Raw genomic sequence first — 24,631 nt, 5'->3', positions numbered from 1 at the left:
ACTATTGCATGACGGACTTAAAACACCAATAAAGTAACCAGCTTTCCTGATCGTACCGCGAGTAAACCCATCACGTGCCCATCAGGATGTAAAGCCGCAATTGGATGAACCTTATCTTTCACGTGCCCAGAATTATCACTGTGTTGCCCTGCGAGCGCAGGCACGTGACGTTGAGGTGGATTGCCATGAGCAAAACGTAGCGCTTCTTCCTCGGTCAGCACAAGAGTTGGAAAAAGTGAATGCACTACCTCATCAAGCGGCAACAAAAAAGGCGCAGGAGCACAAACAGGAGCAGAACCTATTGTTTCTTCACCAACACGATAAAGAGTACTTGCTTCAGTTTTTTCAGTATTTTCCGTAAAATTTTGCGACAGATCATCGACAGATAATGCTTCACAAGATTCCAGCGTATGCGCATGATCTAATGTGAAAACACCAACCTGTGTGCGACGCAGATACGTCAAATGAGCACCACAACCTAATGCTGCACCAATATCACGGGCCAAGGCACGCACATACGTCCCGGAAGAACATTCCACGACCACATCAACATCCACAACAGGCACATGAGGTGTCTTTAGCTTGGTGTTTCTGGGAATATCAAAAGTAGCCTGAGCCTGCAAAAAATCTGAGGCAACAAAATAGGCTTTCTCCTCAGCATCTACCGGAAAGAAAACATCCTCCGCAAGATCACAGACACTTGAACGGAAAGGCGCGCAAACTTCTAAACGTGAAATATGCACAGGACGCGCTTCTAGTTCCACTTCTTTACCAGCACGAACCAATGCATGAGCTCTTTGACCTGCAATTTTTAAGGCACTTACTTTTGAAGGAACCTGCAAAATATCTCCCCGCAAACCTGAAAGCACTCTTTCCAGAGCACTCTCATCTAGGGAAGGACAACCACGTGCAGAAATAAGCTGGCCTTCAGCGTCCTCCGTTGTCGTTTCAATTCCCAAACGTATCGTCGCATTGTAGGTTTTTGAGCTGCCTGAAATATAAGTGAGTAAGCGAGTTGCCTTACCAATTCCTACGACAAGAACACCCGTTGCCATTGGATCCAAAGTACCTGCATGGCCAACTTTTCGGGTATGAGCCAGGCGACGCACACGCGAAACCACATCGTGACTTGTCATTCCAGAACTCTTATCAACAATCAGCAAACCTGGTACTGATCGATCGGGACGTTTTGCCATAACTTGGGTTTTATCCTTATGAATCACTCGTAGAAGTAGGCAATTAATGCAAGTACCTGCACTATTCTCACACGCATACTGTCACGGCACAGTGCCTTTTCGCTGTTCTGTGTCGCTCAGAGCGCAGCACATTTTATGCACTGCATTTTACTCAGATTAAAAAATCCCGATTTTACGGAGATCAAATAATCTTGCCTGTGAGTTAATTATTTTCTTCGTGATCTTCGATAGGCCATTCAGGTTCTTCGTCATACTCGTCATACTCACCAGGTTTACGGTAAGGATCTTCATCTCCTGCGTAGGTTGCTTGCGCTGCGATTTGAGCAATCTGCGCGTCCTTTTCTCGTGCTGCTGTGAGCACTTCCTCTAAAGCTGCGGCGCTTTCTGGTAAACCATCCAAAATGAATTCCACGGTTGGAGTTAAACGGATTCCTAAGGCTTTTCCAACTTCCGAACGAATAATTCCTTTAGCTGACTCAAAGGCGGCGGCACTTGCTTGACGATCACGTTCCTCACCCAAAACCGTGTAGAAAATGGAAGCATGTTGCAGGTCACCGGTGACACGCACATCGGTAATGGTGACGAATCCTAAACGAGGGTCCTTGATACGACGGCCAAGCATACGTGCAACAGTTTGTTGTATGCGGTCTTGAACTTTACGCACTCGTGCTTCGTCTGCCATTGCGGTTCCTCACATTCTGACTTTCTTTCCCTTTAATATACCCCGTTAATAGTAGCGGTTCTTCTGAGATACAGGTGTCGCAGGCCCTGTGAGGTAAAGCTGAGCTTCGTGTTCCCAACCCGCAGACTTGTCAAAGCCCACATAAATACAGTGCTCGCACATTCTGTTCAGGTGCGGCCGGTGAACAAAAAGGGTGAGCACAAAAGCAACGGGCCGACCTGCCATAAGACAAGCCGACCCGCACATGATGAGAGCATGTAATCACTCGCGATTAATCACGTGCCTTTTCACGCAGCTCCCACGTTTCAATAACATCGCCCTCTGCAATGTCTTTGTATCCAAGGGTGATACCGCATTCGTAGCCCTCACGGACTTCAGTGACATCATCCTTTTCACGACGCAAAGAAACAATTTCAAGGTTGTCTGAAACAACAACACCGTCACGAACCAAACGAGCTTTCGTTCCACGTTTGATCGTACCCGTGCGCACAATCGAACCAGCGATATTACCGAACTTACCTGAACGGAACACTTGCCGAATTTCAGCGGAACCCAACTGGACTTCCTCATAAATCGGCTTCAGCATACCCTTCAAAGCGGCTTCTACATCATCAATTGCTGAATAAATGACGTTGTAGTACTTAATCTCTACGCCTTCAGAATCAGCCAACTCTTGAACTCGTTCAGCAGGACGCACGTTAAATGCAATGATGACTGCATTATCAACGGTCGCCAGGTTCACGTCATTCTGAGTGATAGCACCCACGCCACGGTGAATAATACGTAGCGCAACTTCGTCACCCACTTCAATACGTAACAGCGAATCTTCCAGAGCCTCCACAGCACCGGACACGTCACCCTTAATGACCAAGTTCAGAGTATTAACTTCGCCTTCCTTCAAGACCTTATCGAAGTCTTCAAGGGACACGCGTTTACGACGTTTCGCAAGCATTGCTTGACGTTCAACAGATTCACGTTTATCAGCGATCTGACGAGCAGTGCGATCATCTTGGGCAACCAAGAATGAATCACCTGCGCGTGGAACAGAAGTCAAACCCAAAACCTGTACAGGACGTGACGGCCCTGCCTCGGTTACTTCTTCACCCGCATCACCGAACATAGCGCGCACACGACCATGAGCAGAACCCACAACCAAAGCGTCGCCTACACGCAAAGTTCCGCGCTGAACCAACATAGTGGCCACAGCACCACGACCGCGGTCAAGATTGGCTTCAATAGCTACACCACGAGCGTCTGTATGAGGGTTCGCAGTTAAGTCCAAAGCCGCATCCGCAGTCAAAAGTACCGCTTCAAGCAGGTCATGGATACCTTGACGCTGCTTCGCTGATACATCAACGAACATTACGTCGCCACCGTATTCCTCAGCCACTAACCCGTATTCGGTGAGCTGAGCACGAATCTTGCCGGGGTTGGCATCTTCCTTATCGACTTTGTTCACAGCAACGACAATAGGAACCTGGGCGGCCTGAGCATGGTTGATAGCTTCAACTGTCTGCGGCATCACACCATCATCAGCAGCAACCACGAGGATAGCAATATCGGTTACTTGCGCACCACGAGCACGCATAGCAGTAAATGCTTCGTGACCTGGTGTATCAATGAATGTAATCGGACGAGGCTGACCTTCATGTTCAACCGTGACCTGATAAGCACCAATATGCTGGGTAATACCACCGTGTTCAGTATCAACAACGTCAGTATGACGGATAGCATCAAGGAGTTTCGTCTTACCGTGGTCAACGTGACCCATAACGGTTACAACCGGAGGACGAGCCTGCAAATGATCTGCATCATCAAGTTCTTCAGCTTCAAGATCAATGTCGAAGGACTCAAGGAGTTCACGATCTTCATCTTCTGGGGACACAACTTTCACGTCATATCCCAATTCTGCGCCTAATGCCTCGAAAGTATCTTGGTCAAGCGACTGTGTAGCCGTAGCCATCTCACCGAGGTGGAAAAGCACTGTGACCAGAGCAGCAGGGTTGACGTTAATCTTTTCCGCAAGATCAGCCAGAGTTGCTCCTTGGCGAATACGAATTTCTTCGCCGTTCCCACGTGGAACCTGAACACCGCCAATAACCGGAGCATTCTGCTGTTCAAACTCTTGACGTTTTGCTCGCTTTGACTTACGACCACGCTGGCTGCGACCAGCAGAGCGGCCGAAAGCACCCGGAGTTGCACCACGGCCACCAGCTCCACCACGACCACCACGAGGAGGAGCAAATCCTGCACCTGCACCTGCAGCGGCACCCACACCTGCGTTTGAACGTGACCCGTTGCTGCGGCCACGACCGCCGCCACCGGAACGAGGAGCACGCTCAGGTGGAGCTCCTGCTCCACGCACAAAATTCGCTTGCCCTGGCATCATTCCTGGATTTGGGCGAGAAGCGCCGCCACCACCGGAACGAGGAGCCGAAGAAGTATTTTGACGAGGCGTGTTACCTCCGCCGCGTGAACCACCTGATGAGCGTGGCCCGTTTGAACGTGCTGGACGTTCACCTTGAGCAGCAGTATTTCCTGTCGAACGTGAACCACCTGGACGCGGGCCCGGACGCGGGCCTCCTGTCCCACCTGGACGCGGACCTGCGCCAGAACGAGTAGCACCGCTGCCTCCTGGACGTGGCATCCCTTGGCTTGAGGCATAGGGATTATTTCCCGGACGTGGGCCTGCCGGTCGCGGAGCATTTGGTTTTGCGCTAGGCCGTGGAGCAGCCGGACGTGGCGCTGCAGGTCGAGGGCCCGGGGTGGATGCAGATGTTTGCGGAGCACGAGGCTGTGCAGGGCGGGCAGGCTCTGCTTCCTGTGGTTTTTGCGTATCTGCAACGGGCACAGGCTTTTCAGCCGGTGTTTCCTGCACCGATGCAGCAGCGGATGGGCTAGGTTCTGCTTTTTGGTTTTCAGCAGGCGCTTCCGTTTGTGTGCTCTGGGCAGAGGATACTTTTTGAGGAGCAGCAGGCTTAGGCGCTGCGGCTCGGGTCGGTGAAGTCTTTTTGGTCGTCTTCTTTTCAGCAGCATTTTTTTCAGGTGCCGCTGTTTCTGACTGACTTTGATAATGTTCACGCACTGAACGCACGACTGGTGGTTCCAGCGCTGATGACGATGCCTTAACAAACTCTCCGTGGTCATTAAGGTATGTCAGTAGTTCCTTGCTGGTGATTCCGAGCTCTTTAGCAAGCTCGTGGACACGCAACTTTGCCACTTTTCTCCTGTCTGGACGTGACCCCAGGCAGGAGACACGTCATTGATATTGCTGGCAGCTCATCGCTGGGTACTCATCGGGTGCCCATCAGCTTCCAACCCGCTTCCGTTACTCAAGAAGACAACGCACCGTGCGCCATCTTATGTGCAGCCTCATCCAGTTCTTGCCATACGGACTCATGTATGTCACGTTGGAGCCGCAAACGTTGCATGAACGTTTTACGCTGGCGCGCCCGTTTTATACACGATAGATTCGGATGAATCCACGCGCCTCGGCCTGGGAGACTGCGACTCAGGTCCACATGTGCAGACCCTTGTGTGGCAACCATGCGGATCAGTTCCGCACGGTTTGCTTGCAAACCACAACCTACGCAGGTACGGACAGGTCCGGTATATACACCATCCCTATCTCCTGCTTGCAGGTCATAGTTCGACACAGTCCCCCAGCTTAGCGGAGCTTAAGCCAATTGCCACGTTTGAGTGGTGAGCGAATGGTCACGTCGTCTTTATTCGTTCTTATCAGGAAGTTTTTCCAAGCGGGATAAAAAAGAGCGAATAGATTGTCTCCCCTATTCAATCCCTATTCGTTAGCGGATAGTAGAAGAAAATTTTCAATTGAGACAGAGAAGGAAATGAGTATCTCTCCCCAAGTAAATTCATGTGAGGCTTGCCATAATTTTACCGTCAAATAGAAAAGTACTACTCAATGAGACAAAAGCAGTGCCTGTGTTTTCCCCTACCACACAAAGATTTCAACACGATGGCGCACGCCCTTAGTTTGAGGACATGCGCCGCCATCTGTTTGTGCATGAGTAGTACGAGAACTCAGTAGCTCACAGCACTCAGCTACTCACATTTCTATATCATCAGGATGAGACATAAATCCACGAGCCTCATCCGACATAGAAGAACGCGAGACTTCACTCTGGGCACCATTTTCCGTATCAGAATGAATATCAATGTGGTAACCGGTCAAACGGGCAGCCAAACGCGCGTTCTGCCCTTCTTTACCAATGGCCAGCGACAATTGAAAATCAGGAACAACTGCTGTGGCCGTCCGATTCTCCACAGAATGAACAACAATGCGAGCAACACGTGCAGGCGATAAAGCATTCGCTACAAAACTTGCAGGATCTTCTGAATAATCAACAATGTCGATCTTTTCGCCGCCAAGTTCTGTCATAACAGAACGCACACGAGCACCCATTGGCCCAATGCATGCGCCTTTCGCATTCACACCCTCACGTAAAGCAGCAACCGCAATCTTCGTGCGATGCCCCGCTTCACGTGCTACCGCTTTAATCTCTACAAGTCCTTGTTGAATTTCTGGAACTTCACGGTGGAAAAGACCTGTAATAAGCCCCGGATGTGTACGAGACAAAGTGATACGAGGCCCTTTTTCTGTTCGCTCAACAGATACAACGTACGCACGAATACGATCACCATGTCGGTAAAATTCCCCCGGCGCTTTTTCAGCGTCAGGAAGCACAGCCTCAAACTCATCCCCCAAAAGGACACGAGTCATTCGACCATCACGTGACTGCTGGACAACACCGGTCACGATCTGTCCTTGGCGCGAAGCAAAATCACCCAAAACACGCTGATCGTCAGCGTCACGTAAACGTTGCATAATCACAGAACGAGCTGTTGCCTGAGCGATACGACCAAAGTTTTTCGGAGTATCATCAAATTCTCCGATAGGATTCCCGTCCTCATCTTCATCCATTGCAAGGACACTCACCCGCCCTGTGCGCTTATCGATCTCAATGCGAGCCTGAGAGATCGCACCGGGGATGTTGTGATAGGCCTTCAGAAGCGCTTCTTCGATGGCATCAACTAGGGTGTCGAGGGCAATGCCTTTTTCTTGCTCCACTACACGGAGCGTAGTCATGTCGATTTCCATATTCAGTTCACTCCTCATTGCCTTGATCGGTGGCGGTGAGTTCCACTTGCGCACGCGCTTTCTTTATCTGCGCGTAGTCGAAAGTTGTCTTTTCACCTTCCACTTCTAGTGTCACATAAACATCATCTACTGCGCACACGCGACCGGCGAAACGTTGTCCATCGTACAGACGACCAGCCACTGTTCGCCCCATTTGTCGACGCCAGTGTGCAGGCTGAAGTAGCAGGCGATCAATACCAGGGGTAGACACCTCTAATAGATACTCTTGCTCAATGGGGTCTGCTTTATCTAAAGCTGCAGAAACTATACGCGAAACATCAGCCAAAGTATCTGCGTCAAGAGATTGTTCACCTTCGGGCTCTTCAACGGTCACACGAAGCAATGTCATCCCGTATTGTGAGGTAAGAACAACGGCATCAAGTTCTACGCCTTGTTCTGCAACAATTGGCCTGAGTAGGTTGTACAGATTTTCATCTGGCTGAGGTTTGCCCACTTTCGTCCCTTACTTTGTTCTGTTGTCTTTGGCTATGCGTGTTGTTTCTTTATTCACTGTGCGTGCAACACGTTATCTGTGTGTAATCGTACCCGTCTATCCATGAGATGATAGCTTCGTGCGTGTTGCGAGTAGGTATTTTGCTTGTATGAGGATGTTTTTTCAGCGTGTTGCGAAGAAAAAACCTGTACTTCTCGTCGCTGTTTCATTATGTGCTGCTCTGTCGTTGAGCGCCTGTGGAGTTCATCTCTCTGGGTCACCTGGCGCGCTACCTCCTTTGGATGACCTACAAAAAGCACGTGATATGTCTGCACGAACTGAGGTAGCAGCATTTACCCGTGCGCAAGCTTTTGCCCGCAAATCTTCTGAATGTGAACCGTGCCGTGTTGCTTTGGACGCTTTCGCTCAATCAGCTCAGGCTCGTTTAGATGCTGCCGGCGGCATGTGGGATCCCTGGCAAGGTCATATATTCCCTGACGCTTATCAGATCCTCCCTGTAGCTTCTGCTCCTGTCGATGTTCCTACTTTTATTACGTGGCTTGTCAGGTCGTCTGAACGCGATTTACGAATGATTGCTACAGGGAATGTATCGGACTCAGAAGACGCATATGCGTTGGCTTTGATTGCGGTAGGACGCCATGCTGCTGCTCAAAAGCTTGCCGATACCTATGGAGTTGAACTTGATGAGGCAGATTCTCATATTGTCTCTTACCTTGAACGTGCCTCTCATTTGACAAGTGACGCTGTTATTCCTCCTATAGCGAGTTGGGAATTTGTCTTTTCTGAGGGCGCAGATTCTAAATATTCTTCGGAACCACCTTCTGACAATTCCCCTATATCTGGTCTTTTATCCCAAACTGAAAATCTTCAACGCCTAGGACAATCTGACGATACTGCGCAAGATCCTTTACGTACTGCCATCCGGAGTTGGGATTGTGTTGCTCAAGCTAGCGCATATGCAAAAGCCGTTGAGAAAGTTTCATTTGATTCTCATGCTGTCAGTGAAAAACTTTTTACACGCATAGATTCTCTCTTTGACAAAGGAGCATCTGATGCTCGGGTGTATCGTTGTGCTTTTACTGATGGAGATTTTACTTCTGCAATTGCGGCTCTCATTGATGCGGATATACGGCTTTTCATTTCCGCTTCACCTGACTTTCGCACATATGCTCTTTCTTTCTTGCGTGAAGATATACAAACATTTTTACCTGTTATTCCTTCAGCTTTTTCGCCGCTCATAGAGCCTCGGCTTATCCCTCAATCTGATTGATTCTGTTTGTCAGGAAATCAGGAATAACGGTTTTCTTTTAGCAGGTCCATCTCAATTCCCCGCGCTTGTTTTCACGCGCACTTTAAGGCAAAACAGGGCAGATTCTTATGAATTTTTATGTGCGAGAAGAAAAATATGAGTTAAAAATCATGATTTCTGCCATCACATACGCATATAGAAGTTGATATTTCATGGCACTTCACGGTAGTTATTGCAGTGTTCCCGTAGAATATTCAGGTGAGTGACTTCAACGAAAAAGAACCGATAATCCCTGCAGACAATCCTACAGATGATTTCACTGAGGCACAGATCGATGCACATATGCGTACTATGCGTGCATCATTGGAGCAATTCGAGCTTGATGAAGAAGATTTAGCTTTACTTGATGGTGAATTTTTTGAGGACTTGCACCAAGATACCTCTGTTGGTTTACCGGTTGTTGCAATCGTAGGACGACCAAATGTTGGCAAATCAACGCTGGTAAACCGAATTCTTGGACGACGCGAAGCAGTTGTACAAGATACTCCCGGTGTCACTCGTGATCGCGTGTCCTACCCTGCCAACTGGTCGGGTCGTCATTTTACCCTCGTTGATACGGGTGGTTGGGAAGTCGATGTCAAAGGTCTTGATCGTTCTGTTGCTGAACAAGCAGAAATCGCTGTTGACATGGCAGATGCAGTACTGCTGGTTCTTGATGCAACAATAGGAGCCACGGACACAGATGAACGCATCGTACAGATGCTCCGCCGTAAAGGAAAACCTGTTATTTTGGCGGCAAATAAAGTGGATTCTGCTCTGCAAGAATCTGAGGCTGCTTACCTGTGGTCTTTAGGTATGGGCCAACCCTACCCTGTCTCTGCATTACATGGCCGGGGAACAGGTGATCTCCTTGATGCTCTATTGGAAATCTTGCCAGAACATTCAGCTGTTGCCACAGCTTTGCCTAGTCATGGTCCACGTCGTGTTGCATTACTTGGTCGCCCCAATGTCGGTAAGTCTTCTTTACTGAATGCTTTAGCAGGTAGTGATCGTGTAGTCGTCAATGAGCTTGCAGGAACGACACGTGATCCTGTTGACGAGTTAATTACTCTAGATGATCGCCAATGGTGGTTTGTTGATACTGCGGGTATTCGTCGTAAAATGCACCGCACCACAGGGGCTGACTACTATGCGTCTATTCGCACGAACATAGCTTTAGACAAAGCAGAAATAGCGTTGGTACTTTTTGATGGGTCCGAGCCGCTGACTGAGCAAGATATTCGAGTCGTCCAACAGGTCGTTGACGCTGGTCGTGCTTTAGTGATCGTGAATAATAAATGGGATCTCGTTGATATTGAACGGCAAGCCATGTTGAAAGCTGAGTTGGAACGTGAACTCGTCCAAATGTCTTGGGCTCCACGTATTAACGTCTCCGCGAAAACTTCATGGCATACGAACCGTATTACGCGTGCACTCGATGCTGCACTTGAAGGCTGGGCGACACGTATTCCTACAGGACGGCTTAACGCTTTCCTTGGTCAACTTGTTGCAGCTCACCCTCATCCACTGCGAGGAGGAAAACAGCCTCGTATCCTTTTTGGAACTCAAGCATCCACACGTCCTCCACGTTTCGTACTTTTCACTACAGGTTTCCTTGATCCTGGCTATCGTCGCTTTATTGAACGTCGTTTACGAGAAGAATTTGGTTTCGTTGGATCGCCTATCCAGATTTCCGTGAGAGTACGTGAACGTCGTCGTCGCTAAGGGATGAGACTTTCACTTATTGCATTCGTGGCCTCTGATTGTACGATCAGAGGCCACCAATACGCGCTTATATAAAGAGATAGAAATACTCATTCATGTATGGCAGAAAGCTGATGGGCAAGCGATAACAATGGTGCTTCTTGCATGCCGATAGCTTGTACTGCCAAAGGCAAACCATGTGAATCATTCCCCCACGGTATTGACACTGCAGGTTGCCCCGTCACATTCCACAGTAAGGTGTACACCACTGAAGGAATAGAAGCTATCTGAGAGCGCACAGGCCCTAAAAAGGCTATCCGATCCGCACGATCTGGACGTGAAGCAGTCGTTGGTGTAATGACGACATCGTATTTTTGCCATAGAGGAGCAACCTGCTCCGCAAGCACATCAGAACGTTTCAGCGCCCACGAAACCATACTTTTCGGTAACCGCGCACCTACAGCAGCAAGCTGCCGAGTACGTTTCTCAAGGTGATGAGGATACTCGCAGGTGGAAACTTCCTCATAGATACTTCGCAAGAAAAGGATGAGGAAGGCAATAGTCGGATCAGGAAAACGCGGATGTATATGTTCCACCTGATGACCAGATTCAGCAAGGAAGTGTGCCACCTGTTGAACAGTAGATACATGATCTTGATGCGGACGCGCTAAAGGAGAAACAGTATCTACCGTCCATCCAATTCGTAACGAGGTATGAGGCTCAAGCTTCGAACTAAAATCAGTAGCACAGATAACGTCATATACCAACGCACTATCACGTGCGGTACGCGCAAGAACTCCCGCCACCCCTAAATTAAGCCATAGATGAGGATAGGGAGCCGTACTGACCAATCCACGACTTGGTTTTAATCCGACAAGTCCACAGTGCGCAGAAGGAATACGGATTGAACCACCACCATCGCCTCCTAACCCTATAGGAACCATACCGCTAGCTACAGCCGCCGCACTCCCACCAGAAGAACCGCCAGGGGTGCGTGTCATGTCATAAGGATTCCGGGTGACACCACCTGATTTGCTGATCGTAAAAGGCCAAGCACCACATTCAGGCATCCGTGTTTTCCCTATAACGATTGCCCCTGCCTTTTCTAATCTCGACACAATTTCAGAGTGTGACGTACGTGGGGTCGTGTATGCATTCGTTCCAAATGTTGTGACACAACCTGCCACATCAATTTCTTCTTTCACCGCGAAAGGGAGTCCATGAAGCGGCCCACGTTCATGTGGAGCAAGACGATCCAATTCACGTGCGCGTTGCACAGCAGAATCGGCAAGGACCACAGAAAAAGCATTTAACTGAGGGTTATACGCACGAATCCGTTCAAGGCAGGCACAAATACCATCGTAAGCTGAGGTTACCTGTACACGTTCAATCCACTCGCATGCGGTAAGTTCATGCCATGGTTGTGTCATTTCCATAGGTCATAGGGTACGTTCTCTCATAGTTATATGAGTGATACGACACGGAGCCATCAGCTTTATTCAAGTATTTTCAGCTTTCGTGAAGCAGACTCCGGTGTTCAGTATTTTCTTTAACAAGAAGGCAGATTTCATTCACAACAGCATCAATTGATAGGCCTGTTGAATCAAGTGTGTGGACTCCGGGAGCAGCTTCCATGAACTCTGACACTGTTGAATCTGCTTTATCACGGTTTTCAATCTGCGCGCGAACCACATCCATATGTTCAGGAGCATCGTCACCGTACAATTCCAAGGTCCGACGACGCAGACGAGCCTGCGAATCAGCTAATAAAAGTACTCGCACATCCGCATCGGGACATACAACCGTTGTTATATCACGACCTTCAGCAACCATTCCTGAGCCGAGTGAACGTGCCTGCATCATACGTTCCCGTTGTTCACGAGCCATCCATGCACGTACTTCCTTATTTGTTGATACATGAGGGATCCCCAAAGCAATACGAGGCTCACGGATAGCCTGCGTCACTTCTACTTCACCAACAAAAAAATGAGGATCCAGCGGGTGAGAATCCATATGTAGCGGCATGTCATCAGCAAGGGCACGCAATGCTGCCTGATTTGTTAGTTCTACTCCTGTTTCCAGCGCGTACCACGTTAACGCACGGTACATGGCACCAGTATCTAGATAACCGATTCCTAAAATATCAGCAATCCGGCGTGACACTGTAGATTTGCCTGACCCTGCTGGCCCATCAATAGCAATAGTGACCCCAACTTTTTTTACTAAACGACGGCATTCTTCATAGAGTTCGTTGCCTTCAGCGACTTTTTCCATGTTTTTTTCACTGAGTGACATGTGCGTTCTTTCTGCTGAGTGTACGGAACTATAGTACGGGTTCAGCGTGGCATTTACGCTGTTTCAATGGCGTGGGTGATAAGTCTCCAGCCACGCGATTCCAGCTCTTTTTGTGCCTGACGTAGACGGGATGGATCAATCATGACACGTGCTAAACCTACATGTTGACCTGCTGAATGTTCTAAAGCAAGGTCTTCAATATTAACCCCGATTTCACCTAGCTCAGTGAAAAGTTGACCCAAAGCACCAGGGGTATCAGGAATTAAAACTTCCAGTTCAGCGTAGCGACGCGGAGCGCCACCGTGTTTACCGGGGATACGTGCTACTCCCCTATTGCCTGATTCCATTACGCGATTAACTGCTCCGACAGAGCCGCCACGTAAAGGTCCGAGTTCTGCTGCTTTATCCAAATGCGTAATCAAATCTGCAAGGTCAGATTGCAACTCACGTAGAATTGAAACAACAGGTCCCGCATTCCCCGCCAAAATGACAGTCCACAAGCGCGGATCGGAGGCAGCTATTCGTGTCGTGTCTCGTAAACCTTGTCCAGCAAGTCCTAATGCTTCACTGGAAGCATCCACTAGACGCGAAGCAAGGAGGCTGGATACTAGCTGTGGGACATGCGAAACTAAAGCTACTGAACGATCATGCGTATGAGCATCCATTTCCACAGGGAAAGCACCCACATCCGTCGCTAAAGCACGAATACGCACCACAGCCTCGTGAGAAGAATACGGATGAGCAACTAGCACCCATGGTCGACCATAAAATAAGTCCGCATCAGCAGCTCCCGCACCGGAACGTTCCCGTCCTGCCATGGGATGCGAACCTACATACCGTCCAAGAATGGAGTAGTCATCTGTATGCGCGCAATAGGACAACAGATCATCAAGAACAGCTTCTTTGACGCTTGCTACGTCAGTGACTACCGCTTGCGGCCACGTCTGTAAAGCAGAAAGCACACACTCATGCGCCACATCCGGTGGAGTTGCCACAATCACGAGTTGCGGTGGTAAACCCGACCATTCTTTGAGGGGAATACCTGCACCAATATCTTGTGCTAAGCGAAGCGATGTCGGTGAAGTATCCTGCAAAAGAACATCAATGTGCGAAGCACGTAAACACAAACCTAAAGATGCGCCTAGCAGACCCGTCCCGATAATGAGGACAGGCCCTTCGGTAACAACAGGACGGTGCGTAGTCACATATGTCATTTCAGTTTTCCTTATACGCGTGGCTTGTGACAACATCGGGTGCATCAGCATTGACTTGTATAAACAAGGCGGATACGCAGTGATACTGAATACTCAACGCGAAGCCTCAGAAAAAGAGAGACTGTACCGCAGCACCCATTGTGATGCTTCGACGAAGGGGCTTATAAATCAACCGTTGAATACAGACGAACGAGCTGATTACCTTTCACTCGTCGCAGTGTTCCCGGTTGTAAGCGTTCTAGGGAAATCGGACCAAAATGCGTACGCACAAGTTCACGTACTGGATAGCCAACAGCTTCCATTAAACGCCGCACAAGTCGGTTCCGTCCCTCGTGCACAGTAATTTCAACAGTGGTGATGTCACCGTACGTTTCCAATGTGCGGAAAGCATCCACTTGGATTGGGCCGTCTTCTAGCTCGATTCCTTCAAGGAGGCGACGGCGCACACCGGATTTCACTTCACCATGAACACGCGCCACATAGGTTTTTGACACTCCCCATGAGGGATGTGTCAGACGATTTGCCAATTCCCCATCGTTTGTTAAAAGCAACAAACCTGAGGTATCAATATCTAAACGTCCGACGTGATATAAGCGTTCGGGATAGTCCATAAGCATGTCAGCAAGTGTTGGTCGTCCTTCAGGATCCGACATGGTGGATACAACTCCCACCGGCTTGTTGAGTGCAAGGACAATATGTTTTGTTTCATCCAAAATCAGACGTTGACCGTCCACGTGAATAACCTGTCGATCAGGGTCTACACGTAAACCTTGGGTGCGGACTACTTTGCCATCCACCATCACGCGTCCTTGATCGATCAGATCTTCAGCAGCGCGACGTGAAGCCACTCCTGCGCGAGATAAAACTTTTTGCAGACGTAGGCCACCCTCAACGTAGGGATCATTTCTCACAGTAACTCCTCTAGTTCGTCCAGTTCTTCTTGAGCTGGAAGGTACGGCGCGAGTGGCACCAAGTCATCCAACGAATTGAATCCCATGCGTTCCAAAAACGCTGGGGTTGTTCCGTACAAGCGTGCTCCGGTAAGGCTCTCATCGACTTCTTCGATTAAACCTCGTGCTACTAGAGTACGCACCACGGCGTCAACATTCACGCCACGAATATGCGAGATACGCGACCGTGAGATTGGTTGACGATACGCGATAACCGCTAAAGTTTCTAAAGCGGCTTGGCTGAGCCGTGTTTGTGCTGAGCCTACAACGAAACGGGCAACTACATCACTGTACTGAGGTGCTGAGTAGATGCGCCAGCCTCCTGCTACTTTTTTCACATAAAATCCATGAGGACGCCCCCGATTTTCGTTGTTTTTTGCTGCGGTGTACGTATCTGAGGCAAAGGAGGTCACGCTGTTTGTACGGTCGTCAGTTCCTTGCATTTCGTGGTTTTCCTCATCCATATGAGGAGCTGCATCGTAGGAATGAGGTAACGGGTACTGTGCAGCCAAATGCTGTAAGGCACATTCGGCTGCTGTCGTGCTCACTCCGAGGGCAGGTGCGATTTGAGCAGCAGTTACTGGAGCCTCAGCTACCATCAAAATTGCTTCAATGGGGGCAAGGAGTGCATCAATATCCCCTGTTTCCTCTAGTAGGTGAGAACAATCTTCCTGTGAAATATCCTCATATTCTTGAGGCTTATTCATTGATCCTCCTCATCAATGTGCACATATGTTTCCTGTTCTCCACCGGTCCACATCACCAGTAAACGTCCTAAAGCTTCATTTTGAGTAAAATCAACTACGCCAGCACGATAAAGCTGTAATACCGCTAAAAAGCGTGACACTATCACTGCTTGCGTTGCAGCATCCGAAATTAAATCTGTGAAGGTAAGCGGACCTCGCCCTCGTAACTTGTTTACCAAAATATCAACCTGAGTGGCAACCGGAACAAGCGGATCATGTAAATGCGTAATTTCAACAGTGGGTGGCTTATGTGAGAGTGCGTCTGCGGCTGCCCTCGCTAAATCATGCGCACTGCAAGCCCACACGAGGTCTGGCAGTAATTTTGCGTAAGCATCTTCCATAGGCACAAGACGTGGGAATGAAGTGGCCTGCGCTTCTAAACGCTGGCCGATCGCCTCGGCCGCTACGCGAAATGCGCGGTACTGCAAAAGACGTGAGAAAAGGACATCCCGTGCCTCTAAATCCTGCGCGGACACATCTGAAACTGACTCATCGCGCGGCAATAAATGTGCAGCCTTCATATCAAGCAGCGTGGCAGCAACAACTAAAAATTCTGTCGTAACTGATAGATCTGGGAAAAGTTGCATATGAGCAATGAACTCATCTGTTACTTCAGCTAATGCTACTTGAGTGATATCCAGTCGTTTACGAGCAATCAGTTGCAGCAGTAAATCAAAAGGTCCCTCAAAAACTTCAAGGGTGACCTGAAACTGATCGATACGCCCCTGAACGAGTACGTCCTGCGAGGCGTGACTTTCAGGCTGCATCTCCACGAGCAATCAACTCACGAGCTAAACGCCGATAGGCCTGAGCACCCGCATGTTTAGAAGCATAGGTTGTAATAGGCTCAGTTGCTACAGTAGCATCAGGGAATTTTACACTCCGCGCAATACGAGTTGTAAAGACCAGATCACCAAAGGCTTCCTCTAAGCGGTCAAGTACTTCCCGCGAATGTAAAGTACGAGTATCAACCATAGTGGCCACAATTCCGTCCATTTTGAGGCGCGGATTAATACGGTCACGTACTGTTTCAATGGTTTCGACCAGCAAAGCCACACCGCGTAATGCAAAGAATTCAGCAGCAACAGGAACTATTACACCATGCGAGGCAGTTAAAGCATTAACGGTGAGCAAACCTAAAGAAGGCTGACAATCCACCAAAATCACGTCATATTCATTTTCCAGATGACGTAAAACCCTTTGTAAAGCAGATTCACGTGCTACTTCATTTACCAATTGGACTTCAGCAGCAGACAAATCAATATTTGCCGGCAACACGTCCAAACCCGGTAGATCAGTAGGACATACTGCGTCGTGAGGATCAAGTCGTGAGGACATGAGGAGGTTATAAATAGTGACATCCATATCCAAAGTGTTAATCCCTAGACCCACCGAGGCTGCCCCTTGTGGATCAAAATCCACAACAAGGACGCGGCGACCATATTCCGCTAGCGCAGCACCTAAATTGATGGTTGTCGTCGTTTTTCCCACCCCACCTTTTTGATTACACATAGCAATCACACGCGCAGGACCATGATGATCCAAAAGCGCAGGAACAGGGAAATCGTTATCTTCTGGAAGAACGTTCTCTGTTAACGTCGGCTGGTTAAAATGACTCACACACCTATTCTAGGACATCATTGCCTTTGCTGAAGCAGCACGAGATGCTCGTGGATGTGAGGCTCGGTGTACTTCCCGTAAAGTCAGCGCAGTGACACGAGTGTAGATCTGCGTTGTTTGCACATGAGCATGTCCAAGGAGTTCTTGAACGTCACGTATTGATGCCCCGCCTTCTAAAAGGTGAGTCGCAAAAGAATGCCGTAAGGTATGCGGGCTTACACGTCCGTTTAGTCCTGCCATTTCAGCAATACGAGCAACGGCCGCCCATGCAAGTTGGCGTGACATCGGCGTCCCACGTAGGCCAAGGAAAACATGATGTGTTCCTTTTCCTGAGGCCGCTAAAACTGGCCGAGCACGCACAAGATACGCCGCTAAAGCCTCACGCGCATATGACCCCATAGGAACTACTCGTTCTTTACGTCCTTTACCAAAAAAACGCACAACTGGTAGTTCTGCATCCAGATCAAGGTCATCGATGGAAAGTGATACTGCTTCAGATACTCGCGCCCCGGTTGCATAGAGGAGTTCCAGTAGGGCCGTATCACGTATGTCACTGGGGCGTTCCCCTTTATGGGCACAGGCAAGTAAGGAAGCGACTTCATCAATTGTCAGCGCCTTTGGTAAGTGTTCTGGCGCGCGAGGGGGATGCACACCCGCTGTCGGATCAAGTGAGCAGTACCCTTCACGCACAGCAAAACGATGGAAACTGCGTACCACTGATAGTGCGCGTGCTAGTGATGCAGCCGCACTAGGTTTCCCTGTGATTGAACCATTCGATAATGCTTCAATATAGGCTGTCACGTGATGCGAAGTTACAGTATCAAATGTGTCGATGCCTTGGGAGTCCAGAAAAAGAATCCAGCGTTTCCCCTCACGCATGTAGTTAGAAATCGTGTGCTGCGAAGCGCCTTTTTCAATGCGCATCTGCATGAACCATTCTTCTAGCACCATTTCCAGACGAACCATGTCCTTATGGTGTCACGTATCGTAGTATGAGCGCATGTGGACTACCCGATAGCGCAGATTTTCACCTGCACACACGGTGAGCACCTATGTTTTCTTCATTTCATGTAGACGTGTTTTACTTGTTCACACCGCATACATGTCTCTTTTCCATGTCGCAGGTCCCGCATATTCTTACCTGCGCACGATAGAATGACCGATGGTAAATATTAAATGTCCCCGTATGTAGGGGCTGATCCGGCATGGAGGCCGACGTGACGTTTAAGTGGAATGAATACGATGATCGTGCTGTCAAGACAGCAAAGGTTCTGGCAGCTGACGCCGTAGAAAAGGTAGGAAGCGGCCATCCTGGTACAGCTATTTCTTTGGCCCCTGCTGCTTATGTGTTGTATCAGCGTCATTTAACCATTGATCCAAAAGATCCTCGCTGGTTAGGGCGTGACCGTTTCATTCTTTCCGCAGGTCATTCATCTTTAACACAGTATTGCCAGATGTACCTTGCAGGACAGGGCATTGAAAAATCTGACCTTGAAGCTCTACGAACCCAAGGCTCTCTTACCCCCGCTCACCCTGAATATGGGCATACAGCCGGCGTAGAAATTACTACTGGCCCTCTGGGGACAGGTATTGCCTCTGCCGTTGGTTTTGCTATGGCGGCACGTCGCGCTCACGGTGTTTTCGATCCTGAGACACCGATGGGTGAGTCAATTTTCGATCACCACGTATATGTTGTCGCAGGTGATGGCTGCTTGCAGGAAGGCGTTTCTGCTGAGGCTTCTTCTTTAGCTGGAACTCAGAAACTGGGGAACTTGATTCTGCTGTGGGATGACAACCACATTTCTATTGAGGATGACACTCAGATTGCTTTCACTGAGGATGTCCTTGGACGTTATGAAGCCTATGGATGGCATGTGCAGCGCGTTGATTGGTTGGCTGCAGATGGTTCGTACAGTGAGAACGTGGAAGCCCTCCACAATGCTATTGAGGCTGCAAAAGCTGTTACCGATCAGCCGTCAATTATTGCGTTGCGTACTATCATCGGTTGGCCGACTCCTGGTAAGCAAAATACCGGTGGTATTCATGGCTCTAAGTTAGGCACTGAAGCGCTGCGTGGTTTGAAAGAAGCTTTAGGTTTTAATCCGGATCGCATGTTCGAGGTGGATGAGGAAGCTGTTGCTTATGCTCGTGCGAATGTGGCGACACGCGCAGAAGCGGCCCGCGCTGACTGGGATGCACGTTTTGAAGCGTGGAAGGCAGCGCACCCTGATCGCGCTGAATTACTTGATCGTGTACTCAGTGGGAGCCTTCCTGAAGGCTGGGAAGCTGCATTGCCTACTTTCGAGGCTGGAAGCAGTGTGGCTACGCGTTCTGCATCAGGTAAAGTAATCGCTGCTTTGGCGCAGACATTACCTGAGTTGTGGGGCGGTTCTGCTGATCTTGCAGGTTCCAATAACACTCTCATGCCATCAGAGCCTTCTTTCTTGCCAGAAGGTCTGAATACGAAGGCTTTCCAAGGCAATCCTTTTGGTCGTAATCTGCATTTTGGTGTCCGTGAATTTGCTATGGGCACGATCATGAATGGTATTGCTGCAGATGGTTTGGCTCGTCCTTATGGCGGCACGTTCTTCGTTTTTGCTGATTTCATGCGTGGTGCTGTTCGTTTGGCTGCTTTGATGGATCTGCCTGTGACTTATGTGTGGACGCATGATTCGATTGGTGTTGGTGAGGATGGGCCTACACATCAGCCTGTAGAACATTTGGCGGCCTACCGTGCTATCCCGAATTTAGCTGTTGTGCGCCCATGTGACGCGAATGAAACAGTGGCAGCGTGGAAAGCTATCTTGGAGCAGCGTCATCCTGCAGCTTTGGTTTTGTCTCGTCAGAATCTTCCCGTATATGAACGAGGCGAAGGTGCTTATGCAGATGCTGATTTTGTGTCGCGTGGCGCCTATGTTTTGGTGGATTGTGAAGGAACACCGGATGTCATTGTGATGGCTTCTGGTTCTGAAGTTCAGGTTGCTGTTCAGGCTTATGAGGAGTTAGCTTCTCAAGGTATTGCTGCCCGTGTGGTTTCTGTTCCATGTATGGAATGGTTTGAGGCTCAGTCTGAGAATTATAAGGAAAGCGTTTTGCCGGCAGCTGTGCGTGCGCGTGTTTCCGTTGAAGCTGGTCTTGCCTTGTCATGGCGTGGTTTGGTCGGTGATGCTGGCCGAAGCGTGTCTTTGGAGCACTATGGTGAGTCTGCTTCGGGTGACAAGCTTTTTGCTGATTATGGCTTCGATGCTGCTCATGTGGTTGCTGCTGCTAAAGAAAGCATTGCAGCAGCCCGGTAATCACTGGACTTATGCAGCGGGGTGTATTTCTTTGACGTAAGACAAGGAATACTGTTACTGCGTTGCGTATGTGAGTACACGTAAATAGTAGCCAAGGGCAGGATAGGAAGAAATCGTATCCTGCCCTTGGTTTTTGTGCGTGTAGCCCTAGGCTTATCCGTTATTACAGAGTCTCTTTGACCTTTTGTTTGTGATTGCTTTTAGTCGCATATCGCCTAGATGCTATAAGTGATAGAAGCCTGAAAGTTAAGGGTCTATATGTCCTACAAAATAAAAAAGTCCGCCATGGTCTACTGCTACGGCGGACTGGTACGTCTCTTTTTCAGACGGTATGTAAGCTCAGAATACCCACTTCATCAGCAGAGCATAACCAATGATGCTGGAAATCCACACAAGGAGTACACCCAGCGTAATACGATTCAAGTTACGCTCAGCAACGCCTGATGAAACAGCAGAGGAAGTAATACCGCCGCCGAACATGTCGGAGAGGCCACCGCCTCGTCCCTTGTGCATAAGAACGGTTAACGTGAGCAGCACGCTGGTTAAGACAATCAGAACGAGCAGCGTGATCTTAAGGACGGTCACAGTGGCTTCCATTCAACTAAAGGACAGATGTACTCAACAAAGTATAAGGATACAACAGATCAGGGACCATGTGGCGCACATATGGTCATTGTGTCCACATGGCCCCTGCTCTTTTGTGAGGAAAAACTCAGGCGTAGAAGCCACACATTGCTGCGAAAGACTCTGCTTTCAGTGAGGCTCCACCGATAAGCGCACCGTCAATATCGGGTTGGGCCATCAGTTCTTTCACGTTACCCGGATTTGCTGAACCACCGTAAAGCACACGTGTGCTTTCAGCGGTCTGCGCACCAAAATCTTCCGCTAATGCCTGACGAATAGCGCCGCATACTTCCTGTGCGTCAGCAGCAGTTGCTGTTTCGCCTGTACCAATTGCCCAAATAGGTTCATAGGCAATAACGATTTTGGCTACATCTTCAGCAGACCAGTTTTCTAAGGCCGCACGAATCTGTGAAAGAACAAATTCGACATGCGTCCCAGCTTTACGTACTTCCAGAGCTTCGCCGCAGCACAAGATAGGGGTCATTCCCGCATCTAGAACTTTACGTGCTTTAGCGCCGACCAGTTGATCTGATTCCGAGTGGTATTCACGACGCTCTGAGTGTCCCATCACCACATATGTGCAGCCCAGTTTGGTGAGCATCGCAGTGGAGATTTCACCGGTGTAGGCACCGTTATCATGGATTGATACATCTTGAGCACCGTATTTGATGCTTAATTCTTCAGAGTCAACAATCGTTTGAACAGTACGAATATCTGTGAAAGGTGGAATAACCAGAACTTCACATTTATCGTAGTCATGATTATTGTCACGCAGATGCATTGCAAGGCCCTGAACCAGGTGATTTGCCTCTAAATGATCGAGGTTCATCTTCCAGTTACCGGCCATTAAAGGTGTACGAGTCATTTTCAGTCCTCCAAAACTGCGATACCTGGCAGAACTTTACCCTCAAGTAGTTCGAGGGAAGCGCCACCACCGGTGGAAATATGAGAGAAAGTTGCTTCATCGAAGCCAAGCAAGCGAACTGCTGCAGCAGAGTCGCCGCCTCCAATGACAGAGAACATATCGCCGTGTGACAGAGCCTCTGCAACTGCGCGAGTGCCACCAGAGAATGCATCAAATTCAAACACACCCATCGGGCCATTCCAGGCGACGGTACGAGCCGTGGCAAGTTTACGAGCGAATAATTCACGTGAAGCCGGACCAATATCCAAGCCCATCTGATCCTCAGGAATTGAATCTGCGCTGACGATGGTGGCAGGAGCATCTGCAGCAAACTCAGGAGCGATAACCACATCAATTGGCAGTACCAGGTCAACTCCGCGTTCAGCTGCCTCTGAAATGTAGCTTTTTACCGTGTCGATCTGATCTTCTTCTAGTAGTGATTTGCCGACAGAGTATCCTTGAGCTGCAAGGAATGTGTAGGCCATACCGCCACCAATGAACAGCATGTCAGCTTTGGTCAGTAAGTTGGCGATAACACCCAGCTTATCTGACACCTTTGAGCCACCTAAGACGACACCGTAAGGACGTTCAGGGTTTTCAGTGGCTCGACGCAGGGATTCGATTTCTTTAAGTACCAGTGAACCCGCAGCGCAAGGAACCAGCTGTGCAATATCGTAGACAGATGCTTGTTTACGGTGAACTACACCGAAACCATCCGATACGAATGCTTCGCCTAGTTCAGCAAATTCTGCTGCTAAGGCTTGACGTTCTTCGTCAACTTTCGAGGTTTCACGTGCATCAAAGCGCACATTTTCAAGCAAAGCAATTTCGCCGTCTTTCAAGGAAGAAACAACAGCATGTGCTGATTCGCCTGTAACATCTTGAGCTAAAGTAACTGGCACGTCAATAAGCTCAGCAAGACGCTTAGCAACAGGAGCCAATGAGAAAGCAGGGTTCACCTGTCCTTTAGGACGGCCAAGGTGAGCCATAACAACGACACGCGCACCGGCTTGGACAAGACGTGTCAAAGTAGGTAAAGCCGCACGAATACGACCGTCATCGGTGATCACACCGTCTTTAAGGGGAACATTGAAATCGGAACGGACGAGGACGCGTTTACCGCGAACGTCACCTAAAGAATCAATAGTCTTCATAGAGGCCTCTTGTGAAAAGCTAGGGATACATACGCGACACTCACTATTGTGGGGAATGTGCGTATAACGAATTCAAAGAAAGAGCTTTTACAGGAAATACGCCCGCGCACGCAAGAGGCGTACGCGGGCGCAAACCTATGAAAAGCTCATACGCGGTCAGTCTCAGAGACGGTCGCCTACGTAAACGGTCAGCTCAACGAGACGGTTCGAGTAGCCCCATTCGTTGTCGTACCAAGAAACAATCTTCACCTGATCGCCAATGACCTTGGTCAGTTGTGCGTCGAAGATTGAGGAGTGAGGATCGCCCACGATGTCGGTGGAAACAAGCGGTTCCTCAGAGTACAGCAGAACACCCTTGAGTGGGCCTTCAGCAGCAGCCTTAACAGCAGCATTGATTTCTTCAGCGGTTACAGGCTTGGAAGGCTTGAAGGTGAGGTCGGTAACGGAGCCAGTAGGAACTGGAACACGCATGGCGTAGCCATCAAGCTTGCCCTTGAGCTGAGGCAGAACCAACGCCACAGCCTTAGCGGCACCTGTGGAGGTAGGAACAATGTTCAAAGCTGCAGCGCGGGCGCGACGCAAATCGCCGTGGGGCGCATCATGCAGACGCTGATCGCCAGTGTAAGCATGAATTGTCACCATCAGGCCGTTTTCAATGCCGAAGTTCTCATCCAGCACCTTGGCAACAGGAGCCAAGCAGTTTGTGGTGCAAGAAGCATTCGAGATGATGGTGTGCTTTTCAGCATCGTAATCGGTGTGGTTCACGCCGATAACGAAAGTGCCATCTTCGTTCTTTGCTGGAGCAGAGATAATGACCTTCTTGGCACCGCCTTCAATGTGCGCCTTGGCCTTGTTTGCATCGGTGAAGAAACCGGTAGATTCAACAACAACATCGACACCCAGATCGCCCCATGGGAGGTTGGCCGGATCACGCTCAGCCAGAGCAACAATGCGGTGTCCGTTAACAGTGATGGACTCGTCATCGTATGTCACTTCAGCATCGAGACGACCCATGATGGAGTCGTGCTTGAGCAGGTGAGCGAGAGTCTTGTTATCGGTGAGGTCGTTGACAGCAACGATCTCAATGTCGGCGCCCTGCTCCAAAGCAGCGCGGAAGAAGTTACGGCCAATTCGTCCAAAGCCGTTAATGCCAACGCGGGTGGTCACTATTGTCCTCCTGCTTGTGTCATAAAGACACTTCATGTTCGTGCAACCAAAATCCACGGGTTGTGAATTTGGCCCGCAGATCTACTGCGGCTCAGCACTACAAATCTACACCGAAAACTCGAATCAAGCAGTGTCGAACGTCCCTCAAATAAAGTGGCGCTGATCTCCAGTATGCG

Annotated in this window: 21 protein-coding genes; 3 read left to right on the top strand and 18 right to left on the bottom strand. The window is 49.3% G+C overall.

Annotated features, from left to right (window positions below):
• Positions 1-17: 17 nt before the first annotated feature.
• From truB to rimP, 6 genes are all read right to left on the bottom strand, one after another.
• The gene (gene truB, locus LRP57_RS02955; protein ID WP_231204974.1) at positions 18-1,196 is read right to left on the bottom strand and encodes a tRNA pseudouridine(55) synthase TruB; all 1,179 of its coding nucleotides are present in this window, start codon (positions 1,194-1,196) and stop codon (positions 18-20) included.
• 202 nt (positions 1,197-1,398) lie between these two features.
• The gene (gene rbfA / locus LRP57_RS02950) at positions 1,399-1,878 is read right to left on the bottom strand and encodes a 30S ribosome-binding factor RbfA (RefSeq protein WP_231204972.1); all 480 of its coding nucleotides are present in this window, start codon (positions 1,876-1,878) and stop codon (positions 1,399-1,401) included.
• A 271-nt stretch (positions 1,879-2,149) separates the two neighbouring features.
• Positions 2,150-5,098 (bottom strand): translation initiation factor IF-2, encoded by a 2,949-nt coding sequence (infB, locus tag LRP57_RS02945; protein ID WP_231204970.1) that lies wholly within the window; start codon positions 5,096-5,098, stop codon positions 2,150-2,152.
• A gap of 112 nt (positions 5,099-5,210) precedes the next feature.
• A complete protein-coding gene (locus LRP57_RS02940) occupies positions 5,211-5,534 on the bottom strand; it encodes a YlxR family protein (RefSeq protein ID WP_231204968.1) in 324 nt (107 codons plus the stop codon).
• Positions 5,535-5,947: 413 nt separating this feature from the next.
• A complete protein-coding gene (nusA, locus tag LRP57_RS02935; protein ID WP_231204966.1) occupies positions 5,948-7,000 on the bottom strand; it encodes a transcription termination factor NusA in 1,053 nt (350 codons plus the stop codon).
• Between the two features lie 7 nt (positions 7,001-7,007).
• Positions 7,008-7,493, bottom strand: a complete 486-nt coding sequence (rimP, locus tag LRP57_RS02930; protein ID WP_231204964.1) for a ribosome maturation factor RimP — start codon at positions 7,491-7,493, stop codon at positions 7,008-7,010.
• 148 nt (positions 7,494-7,641) lie between these two features.
• Between rimP and LRP57_RS02925 the strand changes: the two genes are divergently transcribed.
• Together LRP57_RS02925 and der are read left to right on the top strand one after the other, a co-directional pair.
• Positions 7,642-8,763: a hypothetical protein gene (locus tag LRP57_RS02925; RefSeq protein ID WP_231204962.1), complete on the top strand. Its 1,122-nt coding sequence runs from the start codon at positions 7,642-7,644 to the stop codon at positions 8,761-8,763.
• Between the two features lie 321 nt (positions 8,764-9,084).
• Positions 9,085-10,506: a ribosome biogenesis GTPase Der gene (gene der / locus LRP57_RS02920; RefSeq protein ID WP_231205235.1), complete on the top strand. Its 1,422-nt coding sequence runs from the start codon at positions 9,085-9,087 to the stop codon at positions 10,504-10,506.
• Between the two features lie 89 nt (positions 10,507-10,595).
• Here the strand turns inward: der and LRP57_RS02915 are convergent, their stop codons facing one another.
• The 8 genes from LRP57_RS02915 to LRP57_RS02880 form a co-directional block, all read right to left on the bottom strand.
• Positions 10,596-11,921 carry an amidase family protein gene (locus LRP57_RS02915; protein ID WP_231204960.1) on the bottom strand — a complete coding sequence of 442 codons (1,326 nt, stop codon included), beginning with the start codon at positions 11,919-11,921 and terminating at the stop codon, positions 10,596-10,598.
• A 73-nt stretch (positions 11,922-11,994) separates the two neighbouring features.
• Positions 11,995-12,759 (bottom strand): (d)CMP kinase, encoded by a 765-nt coding sequence (cmk, locus tag LRP57_RS02910; protein ID WP_231205234.1) that lies wholly within the window; start codon positions 12,757-12,759, stop codon positions 11,995-11,997.
• Positions 12,760-12,833: 74 nt separating this feature from the next.
• Positions 12,834-13,994, bottom strand: a complete 1,161-nt coding sequence (locus tag LRP57_RS02905) for a prephenate dehydrogenase (protein WP_231204958.1) — start codon at positions 13,992-13,994, stop codon at positions 12,834-12,836.
• Positions 13,995-14,155: 161 nt separating this feature from the next.
• The gene (locus LRP57_RS02900; RefSeq protein ID WP_231204956.1) at positions 14,156-14,905 is read right to left on the bottom strand and encodes a pseudouridine synthase; all 750 of its coding nucleotides are present in this window, start codon (positions 14,903-14,905) and stop codon (positions 14,156-14,158) included.
• Positions 14,902-15,651 carry an SMC-Scp complex subunit ScpB gene (gene scpB, locus LRP57_RS02895; RefSeq protein ID WP_231204954.1) on the bottom strand — a complete coding sequence of 250 codons (750 nt, stop codon included), beginning with the start codon at positions 15,649-15,651 and terminating at the stop codon, positions 14,902-14,904. Before scpB ends, LRP57_RS02900 begins: the two co-directional genes overlap by 4 nt.
• Positions 15,648-16,457, bottom strand: a complete 810-nt coding sequence (locus LRP57_RS02890; RefSeq protein ID WP_231205233.1) for a segregation and condensation protein A — start codon at positions 16,455-16,457, stop codon at positions 15,648-15,650. Before LRP57_RS02890 ends, scpB begins: the two co-directional genes overlap by 4 nt.
• Positions 16,447-17,310 carry a ParA family protein gene (locus tag LRP57_RS02885; RefSeq protein ID WP_231204953.1) on the bottom strand — a complete coding sequence of 288 codons (864 nt, stop codon included), beginning with the start codon at positions 17,308-17,310 and terminating at the stop codon, positions 16,447-16,449. The genes LRP57_RS02890 and LRP57_RS02885 overlap by 11 nt, the downstream gene beginning before the upstream one ends.
• A gap of 9 nt (positions 17,311-17,319) precedes the next feature.
• The gene (locus LRP57_RS02880) at positions 17,320-18,276 is read right to left on the bottom strand and encodes a site-specific tyrosine recombinase XerD (protein ID WP_231204950.1); all 957 of its coding nucleotides are present in this window, start codon (positions 18,274-18,276) and stop codon (positions 17,320-17,322) included.
• A 239-nt stretch (positions 18,277-18,515) separates the two neighbouring features.
• Between LRP57_RS02880 and tkt the strand changes: the two genes are divergently transcribed.
• The gene (gene tkt, locus LRP57_RS02875; protein WP_269213817.1) at positions 18,516-20,606 is read left to right on the top strand and encodes a transketolase; all 2,091 of its coding nucleotides are present in this window, start codon (positions 18,516-18,518) and stop codon (positions 20,604-20,606) included.
• Between the two features lie 339 nt (positions 20,607-20,945).
• Here the strand turns inward: tkt and secG are convergent, their stop codons facing one another.
• The 4 genes from secG to gap form a co-directional block, all read right to left on the bottom strand.
• The gene (secG, locus tag LRP57_RS02870; RefSeq protein ID WP_269212694.1) at positions 20,946-21,203 is read right to left on the bottom strand and encodes a preprotein translocase subunit SecG; all 258 of its coding nucleotides are present in this window, start codon (positions 21,201-21,203) and stop codon (positions 20,946-20,948) included.
• Positions 21,204-21,318: 115 nt separating this feature from the next.
• A complete protein-coding gene (gene tpiA, locus LRP57_RS02865; RefSeq protein ID WP_231204944.1) occupies positions 21,319-22,095 on the bottom strand; it encodes a triose-phosphate isomerase in 777 nt (258 codons plus the stop codon).
• 2 nt (positions 22,096-22,097) lie between these two features.
• On the bottom strand, positions 22,098-23,288 hold the full coding sequence (locus LRP57_RS02860) for a phosphoglycerate kinase (protein WP_231204942.1): 1,191 nt from the start codon (positions 23,286-23,288) through the stop codon (positions 22,098-22,100).
• Positions 23,289-23,450: 162 nt separating this feature from the next.
• On the bottom strand, positions 23,451-24,455 hold the full coding sequence (gene gap / locus LRP57_RS02855) for a type I glyceraldehyde-3-phosphate dehydrogenase (RefSeq protein ID WP_231204940.1): 1,005 nt from the start codon (positions 24,453-24,455) through the stop codon (positions 23,451-23,453).
• Positions 24,456-24,631: the final 176 nt, after the last annotated feature.

It is taken from the genome of Schaalia sp. lx-260 (assembly GCF_021083645.1).
Classification (GTDB): Bacteria; Actinomycetota; Actinomycetes; order Actinomycetales; family Actinomycetaceae; genus Pauljensenia.
This window is presented reverse-complemented; position numbering and strand designations above follow the sequence as displayed.